At 74.6% G+C, this 17,220-nt stretch carries 17 protein-coding genes; 12 read left to right on the plus strand and 5 right to left on the minus strand.

What is annotated here, in order from left to right; translation table 11 throughout:
• Positions 1-202: 202 nt before the first annotated feature.
• Positions 203-880, minus strand: a complete 678-nt coding sequence (locus IE245_RS07070; protein WP_189945878.1) for a ScbR family autoregulator-binding transcription factor — start codon at positions 878-880, stop codon at positions 203-205.
• 128 nt (positions 881-1,008) lie between these two features.
• On the opposite strand from IE245_RS07070, the gene IE245_RS07075 reads away from it, so the two are divergent.
• The 3 genes from IE245_RS07075 to IE245_RS07085 are packed head-to-tail and all read left to right on the plus strand — an operon-like array spanning position 1,009 to position 3,635.
• Positions 1,009-1,959 carry a ScbA/BarX family gamma-butyrolactone biosynthesis protein gene (locus tag IE245_RS07075; protein ID WP_189945879.1) on the plus strand — a complete coding sequence of 317 codons (951 nt, stop codon included), beginning with the start codon at positions 1,009-1,011 and terminating at the stop codon, positions 1,957-1,959.
• A gap of 44 nt (positions 1,960-2,003) precedes the next feature.
• Complete coding sequence (locus IE245_RS07080) at positions 2,004-2,981, plus strand: NAD-dependent epimerase/dehydratase family protein (RefSeq protein ID WP_189945880.1); 978 nt, start codon at positions 2,004-2,006, stop codon at positions 2,979-2,981.
• A 45-nt stretch (positions 2,982-3,026) separates the two neighbouring features.
• Positions 3,027-3,635 carry a TetR/AcrR family transcriptional regulator gene (locus IE245_RS07085; protein ID WP_189945881.1) on the plus strand — a complete coding sequence of 203 codons (609 nt, stop codon included), beginning with the start codon at positions 3,027-3,029 and terminating at the stop codon, positions 3,633-3,635.
• Positions 3,636-3,799: 164 nt separating this feature from the next.
• On the opposite strand, the gene corA is transcribed toward IE245_RS07085, so the two are convergent.
• Positions 3,800-4,885, minus strand: a complete 1,086-nt coding sequence (corA, locus tag IE245_RS07090) for a magnesium/cobalt transporter CorA (protein WP_189946137.1) — start codon at positions 4,883-4,885, stop codon at positions 3,800-3,802.
• A 59-nt stretch (positions 4,886-4,944) separates the two neighbouring features.
• Positions 4,945-6,276, minus strand: a complete 1,332-nt coding sequence (locus IE245_RS07095; RefSeq protein WP_189945882.1) for a D-arabinono-1,4-lactone oxidase — start codon at positions 6,274-6,276, stop codon at positions 4,945-4,947.
• Positions 6,277-6,577: 301 nt separating this feature from the next.
• Between IE245_RS07095 and IE245_RS07100 the strand changes: the two genes are divergently transcribed.
• Entirely contained in the window at positions 6,578-7,822 is a 1,245-nt protein-coding gene (locus IE245_RS07100) for an alanine racemase (RefSeq protein WP_189945883.1), read from the plus strand.
• 96 nt (positions 7,823-7,918) lie between these two features.
• Positions 7,919-8,524 (plus strand): TetR/AcrR family transcriptional regulator, encoded by a 606-nt coding sequence (locus IE245_RS07105; RefSeq protein ID WP_189945884.1) that lies wholly within the window; start codon positions 7,919-7,921, stop codon positions 8,522-8,524.
• A 73-nt stretch (positions 8,525-8,597) separates the two neighbouring features.
• On the opposite strand, the gene IE245_RS07110 is transcribed toward IE245_RS07105, so the two are convergent.
• On the minus strand, positions 8,598-8,840 hold the full coding sequence (locus tag IE245_RS07110) for a twin-arginine translocase TatA/TatE family subunit (RefSeq protein ID WP_189945885.1): 243 nt from the start codon (positions 8,838-8,840) through the stop codon (positions 8,598-8,600).
• A 148-nt stretch (positions 8,841-8,988) separates the two neighbouring features.
• Between IE245_RS07110 and IE245_RS07115 the strand changes: the two genes are divergently transcribed.
• The 6 genes from IE245_RS07115 to IE245_RS07140 all read left to right on the plus strand — a co-directional run bounded on the left by IE245_RS07115 (position 8,989) and on the right by IE245_RS07140 (position 14,280).
• The gene (locus tag IE245_RS07115) at positions 8,989-9,426 is read left to right on the plus strand and encodes a BlaI/MecI/CopY family transcriptional regulator (protein WP_189945886.1); all 438 of its coding nucleotides are present in this window, start codon (positions 8,989-8,991) and stop codon (positions 9,424-9,426) included.
• 4 nt (positions 9,427-9,430) lie between these two features.
• Positions 9,431-10,372, plus strand: coding sequence for a M56 family metallopeptidase (locus tag IE245_RS07120; protein ID WP_189945887.1), 942 nt, complete (start codon positions 9,431-9,433; stop codon positions 10,370-10,372).
• A gap of 143 nt (positions 10,373-10,515) precedes the next feature.
• The gene (locus IE245_RS07125; RefSeq protein WP_189945888.1) at positions 10,516-11,325 is read left to right on the plus strand and encodes an alpha/beta fold hydrolase; all 810 of its coding nucleotides are present in this window, start codon (positions 10,516-10,518) and stop codon (positions 11,323-11,325) included.
• A gap of 23 nt (positions 11,326-11,348) precedes the next feature.
• Positions 11,349-12,257, plus strand: a complete 909-nt coding sequence (locus tag IE245_RS07130; protein WP_373305288.1) for a helix-turn-helix domain-containing protein — start codon at positions 11,349-11,351, stop codon at positions 12,255-12,257.
• A 288-nt stretch (positions 12,258-12,545) separates the two neighbouring features.
• The gene (locus IE245_RS07135; protein WP_189945889.1) at positions 12,546-13,337 is read left to right on the plus strand and encodes a bestrophin-like domain; all 792 of its coding nucleotides are present in this window, start codon (positions 12,546-12,548) and stop codon (positions 13,335-13,337) included.
• Positions 13,338-13,428: 91 nt separating this feature from the next.
• On the plus strand, positions 13,429-14,280 hold the full coding sequence (locus IE245_RS07140; protein WP_189945890.1) for a YhjD/YihY/BrkB family envelope integrity protein: 852 nt from the start codon (positions 13,429-13,431) through the stop codon (positions 14,278-14,280).
• 10 nt (positions 14,281-14,290) lie between these two features.
• Here the strand turns inward: IE245_RS07140 and IE245_RS07145 are convergent, their stop codons facing one another.
• A complete protein-coding gene (locus IE245_RS07145) occupies positions 14,291-15,280 on the minus strand; it encodes a LacI family DNA-binding transcriptional regulator (protein WP_189945891.1) in 990 nt (329 codons plus the stop codon).
• A 245-nt stretch (positions 15,281-15,525) separates the two neighbouring features.
• On the opposite strand from IE245_RS07145, the gene IE245_RS07150 reads away from it, so the two are divergent.
• On the plus strand, positions 15,526-17,220 hold a 1,695-nt coding region (locus tag IE245_RS07150; RefSeq protein WP_229851122.1), incomplete at its 3' end, for an RICIN domain-containing protein.

Genomic DNA, 17,220 nt, shown 5'->3' on the forward strand with positions numbered 1-17,220 from the left:
CGACTCCCGGAGCATCTCGTGCTCCTCCGACGTCCGGTACAGGTCGAAGTCCTTGCCCATGCTCTTGAGCTCCCTGGAATGCTTGTGGCACTGAGTACCCTCAGCAAAACACACTCAGTGCCACGACGCCAGGGCGCCCCGGCGGCGGCGTGCCGTCGGGGCGCCAATAAGACCGGTCGGTATGTTTTTGTGGGCGCCCCGGTTACGCGTGGGCGTCGGCCGGGACGTCGTCCTGGTGGTGCCGTCCGGCCTCGTACTCGGCCGCGAGGGCGCGTGCCCGCTCGGCGCTCATGTCCAGCTCCAGCAGGATCGACGGCGTGCATATCGACGGGATCAGGTGCTTCATCAGCACCGTCGTCCGATGCGGGAGATCATTGCGATCGCACAGCACCGCGGACATCGTCTGAATTCCGGTGAACGCGCCGGAGAACAGCTCGGCCGTGTCCGTCACGTTCACGTGGCGGAGCAGCTCGCCGCGCGCCCGCGCCACGGTGAGGATGTCCGAGACCTGGTCGACCCAGGCCTGGAACGGGACGGCGCGGTTGACACTCACCGCCCCGCTGTCCAGCGCGAGCGCGACGCTCGCCTGCACCAGCGGGTCGTGCTGGAGGCGATGGGCGAGCAGGAAGCCCTGGTCTATGAGCTCCTGGAGCTTGACGTCCTGCGGAGTGAGCGGCTCGTCGAGCAGCTGGGCGTCGAGGACGCCCATCGCGACCTCTTCCTTGGATGCAAAGTGAAAATACAACGCACCCTTGGTCACTCCGGCGCGCGCGAGGATCTCCCCGACGGTGGCCCGCTCGTATCCGCGCTCCGCGAAGACGGTGGCGGCTGCTTCGAGGATCGTCCGTCGTGTTCGGATGGCACGCGCTTGTTGCGCCACAGGGCCCTCCCGCTGTCTCACTGTGTGCTTTCGCCGTGTGACGTGAAGCATTGAAAAAGAAACCGGATCGTACGTACCCTACGCCGGGCCGGGCACGAGGCCCGGAGGGAAGGTCACAGGGGGAAGACATGGACCGGCGCAATCCACAGGGGGAGACGACGGGGACGGGCGTCCCGGGAGAGTTCGTCCATCGGCACGATCCCCTGGACATCATCCCCACCGGCTGGAAGCAGCTCGCGGAGAATCGATTCTCCGTCTCCGCCGCCTGGTCCACCGAGCATCCTTTCTTCTCCCCGGTCGATGGCGACCGGCACGATCCGATTCTGGTCGCGGAGACCATACGCCAGGCGACGATGCTCATCGCCCACGCCGAGTACGACGTCCCGGTCGAGTCGCAGTTCGTCCTCTGGGACCTCTCCTACGACGCCGAACCCGACGCCCTCCTGGTGGACGACGACGCGGACCTCACCGTCGACGTGATCCTCTCCGACGTGCGCGGACGGGGCCGTGGGCTGCGGGCGCTGCGCACCACCACGGTCCTCACCCGGGGCGGACGCCTCGTGGCGACCGGGCGGGGCGTGGCCAGCTGCACCTCCGCCGCCGCGTACCGCCGGATCCGCGGCCCCCAGCTGGCCCTCCTCGGCCGCCCGGTGCCGCTCATACCGGGCATCGACCCCCAGGCCGTGGGCCGGGAGCGGCCCGAGGACGTGGTCCTCGGCACGGGCCCCCTGCCCGGCCAGTGGCAGCTGCGGATCGACACCGGCCACCCCACGCTCTTCCGCCGCCCCAACGACCACGTCCCCGGCATGCTGCTCCTGGAGGCCGCCCGCCAGGCGGCGCACGCCACGGTCGGGTCCGAGAAGTTCTTCCCCGCGGTGATGGACGTCTCCTTCCACCGGTACGCCGAGCTCGACACCCCGTGCTGGATCACGGCCGAGGTCGTCCCCGCCCTGGACCCCGAGACGTACGCCGTGCGGATCTCCGGCCGCCAGGACGGCCGGTCCGTCTTCACCTGCGCCTTCACCTCGCCGACCGGCGCCGTCGCGCTCGCCGACGTCGACCGCCGCCTCGCCGGCTGACCGCCGGTCCGGCCGCGTCCGCCCCCTCTCACCGGAAGAACGTCATGGGAACCCGCCTCCTCGTCACCGGCGCCACCGGCTTCATCGGCGGCCGGGTCGCCGCCGCGGCCGCCGCGCACCCCGACCTCGACCGGGTGCGCCTGCTCGTCAGGAACCCGGACGCGGACCCCGCCGCGCATCCCGGCGCCCTCGTCGGCGGGCCCGTCGTCGAGACCGTCCAGGGCGACGTCCGCGACCCCGAGAGCCTGCGCCGGGCCTGCGAAGGCGTCGACGCCGTCATCCACTGCGCCTCCGCGATCGGCGGCGGCGAAGAGCTCCTGCGGGCCGTCAACGAGCACGGCACCCGCGACCTCGTCGACGCCGCCCGCCGGGCCGGAGCCGGCCGGATCGTCTCCCTCAGTACCGCCTCCGTCCACGGCCGGGGCCCCTTCCGCGCCGCCGCGCCCGACACCCTCCCGCTCGCCCCGGTGTCCGCGACCAGCCGGACCCGCGCCGCCGGGGAGCGGTACGTCCTCGACGTCGGCGGCGCCGTGCTGCGCCCGCACCTGGTCTACGGCACCGGGGACCGGCAGGTCGTCCCCGGGATCCTGACGCTGCTCGCCGCGCTGCCCGGGCCGCTGGCCGGAAGCGGCTCGCTCCACTCGCTCATCGAGGTGGAGAGCCTGGCGGGCGCCCTGCTCGGGGCGGCGCTCTCCCCGGCCACCGCGCCCGGGGCGTACTACCTCGCCCACCCGGACCCGGTCTCCGACGACGAGCTGCTCGCCGCCGTCGAGCCCCTGCTCCCGGAGCCGGTGCGGGCCGCCCGGGGGCCCGCCGTGGAGTTCGCCGAGGCCAGGACGCTGCTGGCCGGGAACCCGCTCGCCGCCCACCACCTGGAGATGTTCGGCCTCGACCACTGGTTCGCCGACGAACGCCCCTGGACCGACTTCGGCCGCGGCCCGGGCCCCGGCTTCACCGCCGTCTTCCCCCGCCACCTGAGCTGGTACCGGCGACTTCTCGCCGACCGCGCGCAGCGGTCATAGTCCGTCACCTCGGGGGCCCCGCGGCGCGTCTAAGGTGGGGGCACGATGACCAGTTTCCGTGAGAGTGTACGGTCCCTGCTCCGGGAGCAGGTGCTCGATGCCGCCTATGGGCTCGTGGCGGCCGACGGGTGGGGCGTGCTGCGGATGACCGCGATCGCGCGGGCCGCCGGGATCAGCCGGCAGACGCTCTACAACGAGTTCGGGTCGAAGGAGGCGATCGGCGGCGCGCTCGTGCAGCGCGAGCTGGAGCGGTTCCTGGTGGGGATCCAGCGGGAGCTGGACGCGCACCGGGGGCACCTGGAACCGGCCGCGCGGGCCGGAGTGGAGTACACGCTCCAGCAGGCCGTCGACAATCCGCTGATCAAGAGCGTGCTGCTGGCCGCGCGGGGCGGCGCCGACGCCGATCTCCTCGCCTACCTGACCACGCGTACCGAGCCCGTCTTCGGGACCGCGATGACCCTGCTCGACGCGTACGCCGTCGAGGCCTGGCCCGACGTGGACGAGGAGTCGCGGGAGCTCGCGGTCGAGACCATCGTCCGGCTCACCGTCAGCCACATCGTCCAGCCCGTCGCTCCGCCCCGGGAGTCCGCGCGCCGGATCGCGCGCGTCACCGCGCGGGTCGCCTACCCGGGCGGCGCTCCCGCCGGCGGCTGACCGGGACCGGGCCGGCCGGGGCGCGGTCAGGGGGGCCGCGGCCGACAGGACCGTGCCCTCGCCCGGCGCCGGCCCGGCCGTGGGGGCGCCGACCGGCCGGCGGGCCCGGCGGCCGGGCCCGGGCGCGGACCGCGCCGGAAGGCCGCGACCGCGGACGCCCCCGTTCAGAGCCAGCCGTTGCGCCGGAAGCCGCGGTGGATGAGGTGGCAGGCGACCGCGATCACCCCGAGGACCACCGGGTAGCCGTAGCTCCAGCGCAACTCCGGCATGTGGTCGAAGTTCATGCCGTAGACGCCGCAGACCATGGTCGGCACGGCGACGATCGCCGCCCACGCGGTGATCTTCCGCATGTCCTCGTTCTGCGCCACCGTCACCTGCGCCAGGTGCGCCTGCAGCACCGAGTCGAGCAGGGTGTCGTACGAGGCGATCTGCTCGGTCACCCGCGAGAGGTGGTCGGTGACGTCCCGGAAGTACGCCCGGATCTCCGGGTCCACCAGCGGCGTCGGCCGGGTCGCGAGCGCCGTCAGCGGGCGGGAGAGCGGGGCGACGGCCCGGCGCAGTTCGAGCAGCTCCCGCTTGAGCTGGTAGATCCGGCCCGCGTCCCGGCGGTCGGCCTGCGCGGAGAAGACCGCGTTCTCGATCGCGTCGAGGTCGGTCTGCACCGCGTCGGCGACGGCGAGGTAGTCGTCCACCACGTGGTCGGCGACGGCGTGCAGCACCGCCGACGGGCCCTTGGCCAGCTGCTCGGGCAGGTCCTCCAGGGCCTCGCGCAGCGGACCGAGGGAGCCGTGGCCGCCGTGCCGGACGGTGATGACGAAGTCGGGACCGACGAAGGCCATCAGCTCGCCGGTCTCCACCACCTCGCTGGTCGCGGTCAGCTCCTCGTGCTCGACGTACCGGACCGTCTTCAGGACGGCGAAGAGCACCCCGTCGTACTCCTCGATCTTGGGGCGCTGATGGGCGTGGACGGCGTCCTCGACGGCCAGCGGGTGCAGTCCGAAGAGCTCGGCGAGGACCGTCAGCTCCTTCTCCGCCGGCTCGTGCAGGCCGATCCACACGAAGCCGTCGCCGGTGCGCCGCACGTGCCGCAGCGCCTCCTCCGCGCCCTCGCCCCGGACGGGGCGCCGCACCCCGTCCTCGTACACCACGCAGTTGACGACCGCGCTGCCGAGCGGCGAGCGCGCCGGATGGCTCAGGTCCACGGTGCGGCGATAGGTCCGGCGGACGGCGGTGCGCAGGCGCTGGATCACGGACACGGTGGTACTCCTTCGGCAGACCGGGCCAGTGTGCCACCGGCCGGCGCCCGAGGTCAGCCCGCCGCCGGAGGTGCGCCGAGGACGCGGTCGAGGTACGGATTGGAGAGGACGCCGGAGGGGTCGAGGGAGTTCCGCAGGGCCACGAAGTCGTCGAAGCGCTCGTAGCGGGGACGCAGTTCCTCCGCGCCGAGGTCGTGCATCTTGCCCCAGTGCGGACGGCCGCCGTAGGAGCCGAGGATCTTCTGGCAGGCGTCGAAGTACCGGCGGTACGGCATTCGGTGGTACTGGTGGAAGGCGATGTAGCAGCTCTCCCGGCCCTGCGCGGTGGAGAGCCAGATGTCGTCGGCGGCGGTGAAGCGGACCTCCAGCGGGAACGACACCGGTTCCCCGTGGGCGTCGATCCACTTCCTCAGCTCGCGCAGCGCCTCGGCCGCGTGGGCACGGGGGATCGCGAACTCGCCCTCGTGGAAGCGGACGTCACGCACCGAGGCGAAGATCCGGTACGCGTGGTCCGTCCAGCTCCGGGAGGACATCGCGCGCGCGGCGAAGCGGGTGATCGGAGGCACCAGGCGGGGCACCCGGGTGCCGAGCCGGTTCAGTGCCTCGAAGCCGGGGCCGCTCACGGCCTCGTCCAGGCGCCGGGAGAGGTCGCCGAGGGGGGAGAGGGGCGTGTCACCGGGCAGCCGGCGGAAGCGGCGGGTGAGCGTGGTCTCGCTGTGCGGGAACCAGAAGAACTCGAAGTGGTCGTTGTCCGCGACGAGCTCGTCGAGCCGGCCGAGGGTCTCCGCCACCGGCATGGAGGCGTCCCGCGCGTGCAGGGCGTACAGCGGGACGGTCTGGAGGGTGACCCGGGTGATGACGCCGAGCGCCCCGAGGCCGACCCGGGCCGCCGCGAAGAGCTCCGGCCGCTCCCGCTCCGAACAGGCCGTCACCGATCCGTCGGCGAGGACGAGTTCGAGCGCCCGAACCTGGGTGGCGATGCCGCCGAAGCGGACGCCGGAGCCGTGGGTGCCGGTGGAGATCGCGCCCGAGACCGTCTGCCGGTCGATGTCGCCCATGTTCTCCAGGGCCAGGCCGTGCGAGGCCAGCAGCGGGTTCAGCTTCCACAGCGGCATGCCGGCCCCGACGGTGACGAGACCGGTCTCCGCGTCCACGGAGACGGCCGCGTCGAGCCGGTCGAGGCGGAGCTGGACACCGGGGGCGACGGCGACCCCGCTGAAGGAGTGGCCCGAGCCGACCGCCTTGACCCGCAGTCCGTCCCGTACCGCGTCCCGCACGGCCGCGGCGACGTCCTCGGTGCTCGCCGGGCGCAGCACCCGCCGGGGGCGGGCCTCCTCGTTCCCGGCCCAGTTGCGCCAGACGGCGCCGTTCTCGCTGCTGCTCATGCCGGGCGGTCCCTTCGGGGCGGGTGGTCGGGCGGGACGTCCGGGCGGGCCGTCCACCCGGACGGTGGCGGGTTACCGCCGGTTCTCGCTGTCCGGAAGGGTGGACTTGGACGAGCGTCCAAGTCAAGGGTCGCGGAGTCTTGACTTGGACGGACGACCAAGAGACCGTGACGGCGTCGCCACCGGTTCCGGAGAAGCCGCGTACGTTCCCCGAGCGGGTCCGCGAACGGGGCCGCAGGTTCCCGATCCGCGGATCCCCGGTCCGCAGGTCCCCGAACAGGTCCACGAAAGGCCGCCCACCATGGCAAGCGCCCGCCCCGACGTCGCAGCCGCCGCCGTGCCCGCCCCGCGCCCCGCCGGCTTCGCCGACCTGGAGAAGGCGACCGCCGGCCTCCAGCCGCCCTTCGCCGTCGTCGACCTGGGCGCCCTGCGCGCCAACGCCGCCCAGATGGCCCGCCGCGCCGGCGGCAAACCGATCCGCCTCGCCAGCAAGTCGCTCCGCTGCCGCGCCCTCCTCGACGACGTCCTGGCCCGTCCCGGCTTCTCCGGCGTCCTCGCCTTCACCCTCCCCGAAGCCCTCTGGCTCGCCGCCCGCAACCCCGCCGTCGACGTCCTCGTCGGCTACCCCACCGCCGACACCGACGCGCTCCGCCGCCTCGCCGCCGACGAGGACGCCGCCGCCCGGGTCACCGTCATGGTCGACTCGCCCGAACAGCTCGACCTCCTCACCGCGGCCATCGGCCCCTCGGGGCCGCCCGTGCGGGTCTGCCTCGACCTCGACGCCTCCCTCCGGCTGCTCGGCGGCCGCGTCCACCTCGGCATGCGCCGCTCCCCGCTGCACGCCCCCGCGCAGGCGGCGGCCCTGGCCCGCGCCGTCGTCGCCCGGCCGCGGCTGCGGCTCGTCGGCGTCATGGCGTACGAGGGCCAGATCGCGGGCGTCGGCGACGCGCAGCCGACCCAGGCCCGGCCGATGCGCGCCGCCGTCCGCGTCGTCCAGCAGCTCTCCGCCCGCGAGCTGCGCGCCCGCCGGGCCGCCGCCGTCCGCGCCGTGCGGGAGGTGGCGCCGCTGGAGTTCGTGAACGGCGGCGGCACCGGCAGCCTGGAGACCACCTCCGCCGAGCCCGCCGTCACCGAACTCGGCGCCGGCTCCGGGCTCTACGCCCCCGCGCTCTTCGACCACTACCGGGGCTTCAGCCCGCTGCCCGCCGCCTTCTTCGCGCTCGCCGTCGTCCGCCGCCCCGCCCCCGGCCACGTCACCGTCCTCGGCGGCGGCTGGACGGCCTCCGGCGCGCCCGGTCCCGACCGGCTCCCCGTCCCCGTCCACCCGGCCGGGCTGCGGACGCTCGGCGCCGAGGGCGCGGGCGAGGTCCAGACCCCGCTGACCGGACCGGCGGCCGACACCCTCCGGGTCGGCGACCGCGTCTGGTTCCGGCACGCCAAGGCCGGCGAGCTGTGCGAACGCGTCGACACCCTCCACCTCGTCGAGCACGACCGGATCGTCGACGCCGTCCCCACCTACCGCGGCGAGGGCATGGCCTTCCTGTAGGCGGCCGGGACCGGGGCCCGCCGCGCCCCCTGCGGTACGTTGACCCGGCCCGACGTCCCCGGGCCCCGCCCGAACGACTCCCGAGGAGCCCGCGCCATGGCCCGACTCTCCGCCGCCGAGCGCCGCGAGCAGCTGGCGGAGGCGGCGATCCGGGTCATGATCCGCGACGGGGTCGACCAGACCACCACCCGGGCCGTGGTCACCGAGGCCGGGGTGCCGCTCGGCGCCTTCCACTACTGCTTCCGCTCCAAGGAGGAGCTGTTCCAGACCGTCATCGAGCGGATCATGGAGCGGAACCTCCCGCCGGCCGGCCTCGCGCACCCCGAGGGCGCCACGCCCTTCGAGAAGGTCCGCGCCGTCCTCCACGCCTACTGGGAGCAGGTCCTGGCCCGCCCGGACGAGCACCTGGTCACGTACGAGGTCACCCAGTACGCGCTGCGCCGCCCCGGCCTCGCCGACCTGGCCCGCCGTCAGTACCGGCACTACCTGGACGTGAACCGCGCCCACCTGGAGTCGATGGCCCGGTCGGCCGGCCTCGCCTGGACCGTCGACCCGGCGGTCCTCGCCCGGCACGGCCTCGGCGTCCTCGACGGCCTCACCCTCACCTGGCTGGTCGACCGCGACGACGAGCAGGCGCTGGCCGCGCTCGACGAGTACGCCCGCTACCTGGCGTCGGTCGCCGAGCAGCTCCCCGCCGACTGACGCCTCCGGTCGGCGTCCCCGGCGGTGCTTCCGTCCGGCGTTCCCGTCCGGCCTTCCCGTTCGGTGCTTCCGGTCAGTTCTTCTCGGCGGCCGGGGCCGGGGCCGTGGCCGGTGCCGACGCCGGTGCCGGGGCCTCCTTGACCGTGTACGTGGCCGTCGGCTCCTGCCGGGTGCCGTCGGCCTTCATCTCCCGCGCCTCGGCCTTGAGGATCCGCGCGGCCTTTCCGGCGTTGCGGGCCAGCTCCGGGAGCTTCTTCGCGCCGACCACCAGGGCGACGACGACCAGCAGGATCGCGATCTCGCTCAGACCGAACATGGATGGACACTCCTGGCGGGGGCGGGACGGGGCCGGACCCACGTCAATCTACAGGGGCGTAGAAGAACCGGGTAGGGTCGCCCCCCGAACGATGAACGGCGCCCGGGTGGCCCGGACGAGCGGCCGGGAACGGAAAGGCGGACGAGGGATGAAGAAGAGGGACGCCGGGGCGGCGGAACCCGGCGGCGGCGCGCGCCGGCGCGGTCAGGGCGAGCTGGAGGCACAGGTCCTCGCGGCGGTACGGGCCGCCGGGGGGCCGGTCACCGCGGGCGGGGTGCGGGAACGGCTCGGCGGGGACCTCGCGTACACCACCGTCATCACCATCCTCACCCGCCTCCACGCCAAGGGCGCCGTCGCCCGCGAGCGCGCCGGCCGCTCCTTCGAGTGGACCGCCGTCGCCGACGAGGCCGGGCTCGCCGCGCTCCGCATGCGCCGGCTGCTCGACGGCGAGGGCGACCGGCAGGCCGTCCTCGCCCGCTTCGTCACCACCCTCCCCGCCTCCGACGAACGGCTCCTGCGGGAGCTGCTGGCCCGGGCGGAGGAACCGGCGGAGGAATCGGCCGGGGAAGAAGGGGAGGAGGGCTGACCCCGTGGGCGTCTTCGTCTTCCTGCCGCTCGTGCTGCCGCTGACCGCGTGGCCCGTCGCGCGCCTCGCCGAGCACCACCTCCACCCGCGCGCCGCGACCCGGCTGCTCACCGCCGTCGCCGCCGTGCTCGCCGTCTGCAGCACCCTCTGCCTCGCCCTCCTCATGGTCGTCGGCACCGCCCAGCTCCCCGGCAACCCGCTGCCGGACACCTGGTCGGACCCCGAGGTGCGGGCCGCCGTCCCCTACGACGGGATCGCGGGCCGGGCGGCGATCCCGGCGCTCCTCGCGCTGCTCGCGGTCTGCGGCCGGGTGCTGCTGCGCCACCGGAGCGTCCGCCGGCGGGCCGCCCGCGCGCTCGCCGGACTGCCGGACACACCGGTCGCGGTGCTGCCGGACCCGGAGCCGTACGCGTACGCCCTGCCGGCGGCGGCGCGCCGCTCCCGGGGGCGGATCGTGGTCAGCCGGGGCATGCTCGCCCGGCTCGGCCCGGCCGAGCGGCGGGCCCTCTTCGCCCACGAACGGGCCCATCTGGCGGGCCGTCACGACCGGCTGCTGCTCGTGGCGCACCTCGCCGCGGCGGCCAATCCGTTCCTGCGCCCGCTGCGGACGGCCGTCACGTACTCGGCCGAGCGGTGGGCGGACGAGGAGGCGGCGGTACGGGTCGGCAGCCGGCGCGTGGTGGCGCGGGCCATCGGGCGGGCGGCGCTGGCCTCCGGCGGCGCGCGGCCGGCGGTGCTGCCGGCCTTCGCCGTCGCCGGGCCCGTGCCGCGCCGGGTGGCCGCGCTCCTGGCGCCCCCGCCGCCCCCGCGCGCCTGGCCGCCGGCCGGCACCGCCGTCGGCCTCGCCCTGTGGGGCGCGGTCGTCGGCGTCACCGTCTCGGCGCTCTCCTCGGCCAACTCGGCGCTGACGCTCTACGCGGTCCTCAAGGCGACGACCCCGCTCTGACATGCGACGGGCCACGGTTCGATGCGACGGGACACACTCGCCCTGCTGTCCCGGCGCGGTGCAGCCGGTGCGCGGGGGCTCGTCGGCCCCGCGGCGACATTTGTACAAGACCGACGGCGGGCGGCGCGGGCACCCTTCCGGGCATGGGTATCCACGACGGCAAGTACGTGCACGGGATGCACGTGGTCCACGACGGCCCGCGGGAGGCGCCGCCGCTTGTGCTCATCCACGGATCGGGGGCCTCGGGCAGCTCCTGGGGCCCCGTGGTGCCGGCACTGGCCGGCCGGTACCACGTCATCCGGATCGATCTCCCGGGCCACGGTCAGTCCCCGCCCGCGACGTCGTACGACGTGCCCGAGCAGGCGGCCGGCCTGGCCGCGGTGCTCGACGGGCTCGGCCTTCGTCCGGTCACCGTGGCCGGGCACTCCAGCGGCGGGTACCTCGCCACCGCCCTCGCCGAACAGCGCCCGGACCTGGTGGGTTCGCTCGCGCTGATCAGCAGTGGCCCGAGCCCCGACGCGCTTCTTCCCCAGCCCGCCCTCCTCCGGGCCCTGATCGGCCCGCCGCTCGGCCCGCTCCTGTGGAGAGTCCGCTCCGACGCGATGCTCCGCCGGGGGGTGACCGCGGTGTGCAACCGCCCGGTGGACGTCCCGGACGACCTGGTGGCCGACGTACGGGACATCGGCTACCGCACGTTCAGGACGGTGCTGCGCCGGAACACCGCGTACATCGCCGAGAGGAGCGTGCCCGCGCGCCTGGCCGCACTCGACGTCCCGGCTCTGGTGATCTTCGGTGCTGCCGACCCCCGCTGGGATCCTTCCTCGGCGCACCACTACGACACGGTGCCGAACGCGCGCGTCGAGCGGCTGCCCGACGTCGGCCACTTCCCCATGCTCGAAGCGCCGGAGGCGACCGCGGAGTTGCTGCTGCGCTTCGCGGCGACGGCCCGCTGACACCCATCGCCTAGCCTGGTGCCGTGAAGTCCACCGAGTCGCCGCCTGACCGGGCGTCGGTAGGGGTCGCCGTGCCCCGGCAGCCGGCGCGGCTGCCGGGGGTCGGCATGGCCGGGTTCCGCCAACGTGCTCCGGTGCGCATGGACATCGCCATGGTCGCGCACCCCTCGGTCACCCTGTTCGTGGACCTGAGCGACGGAGACGGGCTCGTCCGCGACGCCCACGGCCGGCGCGAACGCGGCAGCACGGTCGCGGGACTGGTACCGGGCGACCTTCGGTTCGGAGGCCCTGCGGCCGGGGGGATCGAGTGCCTCCAGATCCGGTTGTCACCGGTCCTCTCGGTCGCGGTGCTCGGCGCGTCGACCGACCTCAGCGGGACCGTGGTCTCCCTGGAGGACGTCTGGGGCCGCGACGCCGGGCGAACCGAGGAAAGGCTGCGGGCCGCCGCGTCGTGGGACGAGCGGTTCACGATCGCGGCGGATGCCCTCGGCCGACGGATGAGCGCCCGCCCGTCGCTCGATCCGGAGGTGGCCGCGGCCTGGCGGCTGATGCTCACCAGCCGGGGGCGGGTGCGCGTCGACAGCCTGGCGAACGAGGTGGGGTGGAGCCGTAAGCGCCTGTGGTCCCGCTTCCGGTCCCAGATCGGCCTCACCCCCAAGCACGCCGCCCGGCTGGTGCGCTTCGACCACGCCGCGCACCTCCTCGCCGCGGGCAACGCCGCCGCCTCCGTGGCGGCCGCGAGCGGCTACGTCGACCAGGCCCACCTCCACCGCGAGGTCAAGGCGTTCACCGGGGCCACTCCCACCGCCGTGGCCGCCGCGCCGTGGCTCGCCATCGACGACATCGCCTGGCCGACCCCGGTCGCGGACCTGACGCCCGGGTCCGCCTCTCCCTCGACCGAGGCCTCACCCCGGCCGTCCAGGACCACATGATCCGCACAGCGGACGAACTCACCCCCCGCCCGCCCCTTCGACGCGCACGCCCTGCCCACCTCCCACGTCGGGTACGGGGACCGGCCCGAGCTCTCCGCCGACCTCCTCGCCCGCCTGACCTGACCTGACCGACCCGATCCCGGCCGGCCGGTGACCGCCGTACTCCCACGGCGGTCACCGGGCCGTCCGGCCGCGTCACCCGATGGTGTGCACTGTCCCCCTGCGCCGGGGGCGTACGCCTCGGCAGTGGTCCGGGGCCCGCGCGCCCGCTCCCTGGACTCCGCGCCCATGTCGCTCTGGCTGCTCAACCACCTCAGCTCCTTCACCCTCTCCCTCATCCTGGTCGGCGGGACCGTCGCGTTCGCCGTCGCGGGCAGCGTGCTGCTCCGGCGCCGCCACCCGTCGCTCGCCGACGGGGAGCACAACGACATGGTCGGCGTGACCCTCGGGATGTTCGGCGCGATCTACGGGATCATCCTCGCCTTCGTGATCGTCACCCTCTGGACCCAGCGCGAGAGCACCCAGACGATCGTCGCCGCCGAGGCCACCGACGTCGCCCTCATCGCCCGGGACGCCGCCGCCTTCCCGCCGTCCGTCCGCGCCGGGCTCGACGCGGCGCTCAGCGACTACGTCCACGCCGTCGTCGAGAAGCAGTGGCCGCTGATGCGCGACGGCGTGCCGCGGTACGGAGCCACCGAGCGCAGCCTCGTCGACGCCTTCGACGTCCTCCAGTCGTACGAACCGCGAGGCGCCCGCGAGGAGGTGTTCTACGAGGAGGCCGTCGCCCACCTCAACGACGTCGCCGCCCAGCGCCGCGCCCGGATCACCATGGCCGAGCAGGAACTGCCGCCGCTGCTCCAGGTCCTCGCCTTCGGCGGCGCGCTCGTCCTCATCCCGCTGACCTTCCTGTACGGGATGCGGCGGCTGCGGATCCAGCTGCTGTTCGTCGCCGCGGTCGCCGCGCTGATCGGCTTCAGCCTGCTGCTCGTCCTCGTCCTGGACCGGCCCTTCGCCGGCGACCTGAGCGTCAGCCCCGCCCCGTACAAGGAGGGCGCGCTGGCCCGCTACTGGGAGCCGTGAGCCGCCCGTTCGGCCGTCGCCGGATGGCCGGGGGAGCGGCGGCGGCGTCTCATGGCGGGAGGACCGGCGAGGCGGGGCGGGAGGCGGCGCGATGTCGTGGGTGAACCGGCTGCGGAGCCTGCGCACCGGTGCCGAGCGGCGCTTCCCGGTGCTGACCGAGGTGACCGAACGGCTCGTCGGCGGCAACCTCCTCGACGCCGGCACCCGCCTCGCCGCCCAGGCCTTCCTCGCCGCGATCCCGCTCCTCTTCGCCCTCGCCGCCTTCGCCCCCGACCCGGTGCGCGACCAGCTCCGGGAGTCCCTGCGCGCCATGTTCGGCCTCACCGGCGCCGCGGACCAGGAGCTCCAGGAGGTCTTCGACCGGCCCGCCGACGACACGGTCCGGGAGACCACCGGCGCCGTCGGCGCCCTGGTCGCCCTGGTCTCCGCCACCAGCTTCAGCCGTGCCATGGCCCGCGTGTGCGAGCGCGCCTGGGGCCTGCCCAGGGCCGGCACCCGGATCGCCGCCTGGCGGTGGGCGGTCTGGCTGCTCGCCCTGGTCGTCGTCGTGTTCCTGCAGGCGCCGATCCGGGACGGCTTCGGCGCCGGCGCCTGGCTCGGCGTCCCGCTCTTCTTCGTCCTCGCCACCGGCGTCTGGCTCTGGACCCAGCACCTCCTGCTCGCCAACCGCGTCCCCTGGCCGCCGCTGCTGCCCGGGGCCCTGCTCGGCGCCGCCGCCTCCACCGCGCTCGGCGTCACCGCCCACCTCTACATGCCGGGCGCGCTCAACCGGGCCCTCGCCGAGTACGGCTCCCTCGGCCTGGTGCTCACCCTGCTGTCCTGGCTGATCGTCGTCTGCGCCGCGCTGACCTTCGCCTTCACCATCGGAGCCGTACTCGCCCGGGAACCGGCCCTCGCGCGCCGGCTCGGCACGGACCGGATCCGGGAGCCGGGAGACGACTGACCCGGCCCCGTCACCGCGCCGGAGCGGTGCTCTCGCCCGGGGTGAGGGAGGGGAGGAGGAGACGGGAGACGGCGGTGCCGGGGCGGGCGGGGGCGAGGGCGAGGTCGACGGCCTGCCGGGCCATGGCCCGCTTGGGGAGGGTGACGCTGGTCAGGGCCGTACCGGAGAGCAGCCCGGCGGGGGTGTCGTCGTGGGCGACGACGGACAGGTCGTCGGGGACGACGCGGCCGAGGGAGCGGGCGGCCTCCACGGCGGCTACCGCCAGGACGTCATGGGTGGCGAAGACGGCCGTGGTGTCCGGGCGGTCCCGCAGGGCGTCGAGGGCGGCGGCGAACCCGCCCCGGAAGGTGGGTTCCGCCGCCGTCCGGACCGCGTCCCCCGGCAGCTCGACGCCGTCCTCGCGGAAGGCCCGCCGGAACCCGGCGGCCCGGACGGTGTGCGCGGGGCTCGCGAGCACCAGTGCCCGCTCGTGCCCGAGCGCCCGCAGATGGCGGCCCGCGAGGTGGCCGCCGTGCTCGTAGTCGACCGTGACGACCGGGAAGCCGGCCGGCAGCGCGGCCTCCCAGGCGCAGAGCACCACCGGGAAGCGGGCGTCCGCGAGGAGCGGCAGATGGCCGGTGAGGTCCTGGTCGCCGGCGATCAGGAGGGCGTCGACGGAGCGGCCGGCGAGCGCGGCCAGATGGCGCCGGGCCCGCTCCCCGTCGAGGCGGGTGGTGCAGAGCAGCAGCCGGTACCCCCGCTCCTCCAGGGCGTCCTCGACCTCCTCGACCACGTCCGCGTAGAACGGCACCGAGACGGTCGGCACGAAGAGCCCGACGGTGCGGCTGCTGCCGGTGGCGAGCGAACGGGCCACCAGATTCGGTACGTAACCGAGCTCGGCGATCGCGGCGCGGACCCGGGCCTCCGTGGCCGGGCGCACCGCCACCCGCCCGGTGACGACGTTCGAGACGGTCTGCTTGGTGACGCCGGCCCGCTCCGCCACGTCCTGCATGGTGACCATGACGCCCCCGTCGCCCCGCCCGTCGCTCCCGCCCGGCTCGCAACGTAACCGGGCCCCCACCTGCGGTCAAGGCGTCGGCGCCGCTCCCCGTGCGGCCGACCCGCGGCCGACTCCCGTGTGGAGAAAGCGGGTCGCTGGACGCAGGGCTCTTGTTTTACCGGTCAAATGAGCCCTAGGGTCCGAGCCGTCAGCGGCCCGACTCCTCCACCCAGGGAGTACTCGTGCACCTTCCGCGCAGCAGATTCGTGAGCACGCTCGTCGCGGCGGCCCTCGCCGTGTCCGGGGGCGCCGCCCTCGCCGCCCCCGCCTCCACCCCCGCCCCCGCCGCGTCCCTCTCCGCGACCGCCACCTACACCGTCACCGTCGGAGCCAAGGGCACCTGGAACCGGCCCGACGACACCCCCGCCAGTCCGTACGTCGACAAGGACGGCACCTTCTACTACCAGCAGGCCCACGCCCTCTACGGGGCGAACGACCCCCGCAAGTGGACCTTCTACACCGGCACCGACTTCGACTCCGCCACCCGCTCCTCGGCGATCAGCGACGCCGTGAACCCCGCGAACCCCGCCGACCGCAACGACGACACCACCTGGCGCTGCAACAACAGCGTCACCGGCGTCGAGTCCACCCCGGCCCCGGCCGGCAGCGGCTACGCCCACCGCAACTACTGCGACCTGACCGGCATGTGGGTCGACCCGGACACCGGCGACTGGTACGGCCTCGTCCACAACGAGTTCACCCCCCAGCCCTTCGCCGACGGCATCCACTACGACGGCATCGACTACGCCGTCTCCAAGGACCAGGGCCGGACGTGGACCGTCAAGGACCACGTCATCACCTCGCCGTACAGCACGGAGCGCGGCGACACCGCCGCCTTCCCGCAACAGACGTACCACTACGGCACCGGCGACCCCCGGCTCTACGTCGACACCGCCTCCGGGTACTTCTACGCCTTCTACGGCTCCCGGATCGTCAACAAGGGCGGCGGCTGGGCCGCGTTCCACGGGCACGTCGCCCGCGCCCCGATCTCCGGGAAGATGGCGCCCGGCTCCTGGCGCAAGTGGTACGACGGCGCCTGGACCCAGCCCGGCGTCGGCGGCCGCGAGTCCACCATGGTCCCGGTCGGCGCGGGCAGCACCACCGGCTACGTGCCGACCGCGAAGGAGTACGACCCCGCCCACGCCGGCACCGTCGCCCAGCAGGTCGCCGCGGGCCTGACGCCCGCCACCTCCCCGCTCTTCGTCATGGACATCACCTACAACGCCCACCTCGGCCTCTACATCGGCGAGCCGCAGGCCGTCGACCAGAGCGGCAACGCCCCGCAGGAGCTGTACGCCACCGCCGACCTGACGACCCAGAAGTGGTTCCGGCTCGGCGACACCGGCAGCTACCGGACCGCGTCCTGGTACCGCTGGTTCCTCGACGCGGGCAACCGCACCTCCTCCACCATCGTCGGCAAGGACTTCCGCGCCTACTGCTCCTTCGGCTGCTCCGGCGGCGCGAGCGGCGAGTACGTGAACCTGAGCATCGGCACGAACGAGCCGGCGGCACCCGTCGACACCGGGCGCGCCTACCGGATCGCCGCCGGCGGCGGCCGGGTCCTCGCCCAGGTGTCCGGCGGCTCCGCCACCACGTCCACGGCGGCCGCCACGGGATCGGCCCTGGAGCACTGGACCTTCACCGCCAAGGGCGACGGCTCCTACCGCATCGCCAACGCCGCCACCGGCGGTCTGCTCGGGGTCGCCCCGAACGGCGCCGCCACGCGCGCGTGGGGCACGAAGCCCACGGTGACGGCGGCGGCCTCCGGCACCGGCCAGGACTGGTTCGTCCTGCCCGGCGCCTCCGCCGCCGACAACGCCCCCACCGGCACGTACAAGCTGGTCAACCGTCACAGCGGCCTCGTCCTCGGACTCTCCGCCACCGCCACCCGCACCGCGGAG

This window comes from Streptomyces roseolus, assembly GCF_014649855.1.
GTDB classification, from domain to species: domain Bacteria; phylum Actinomycetota; class Actinomycetes; order Streptomycetales; family Streptomycetaceae; genus Streptomyces; species Streptomyces roseolus.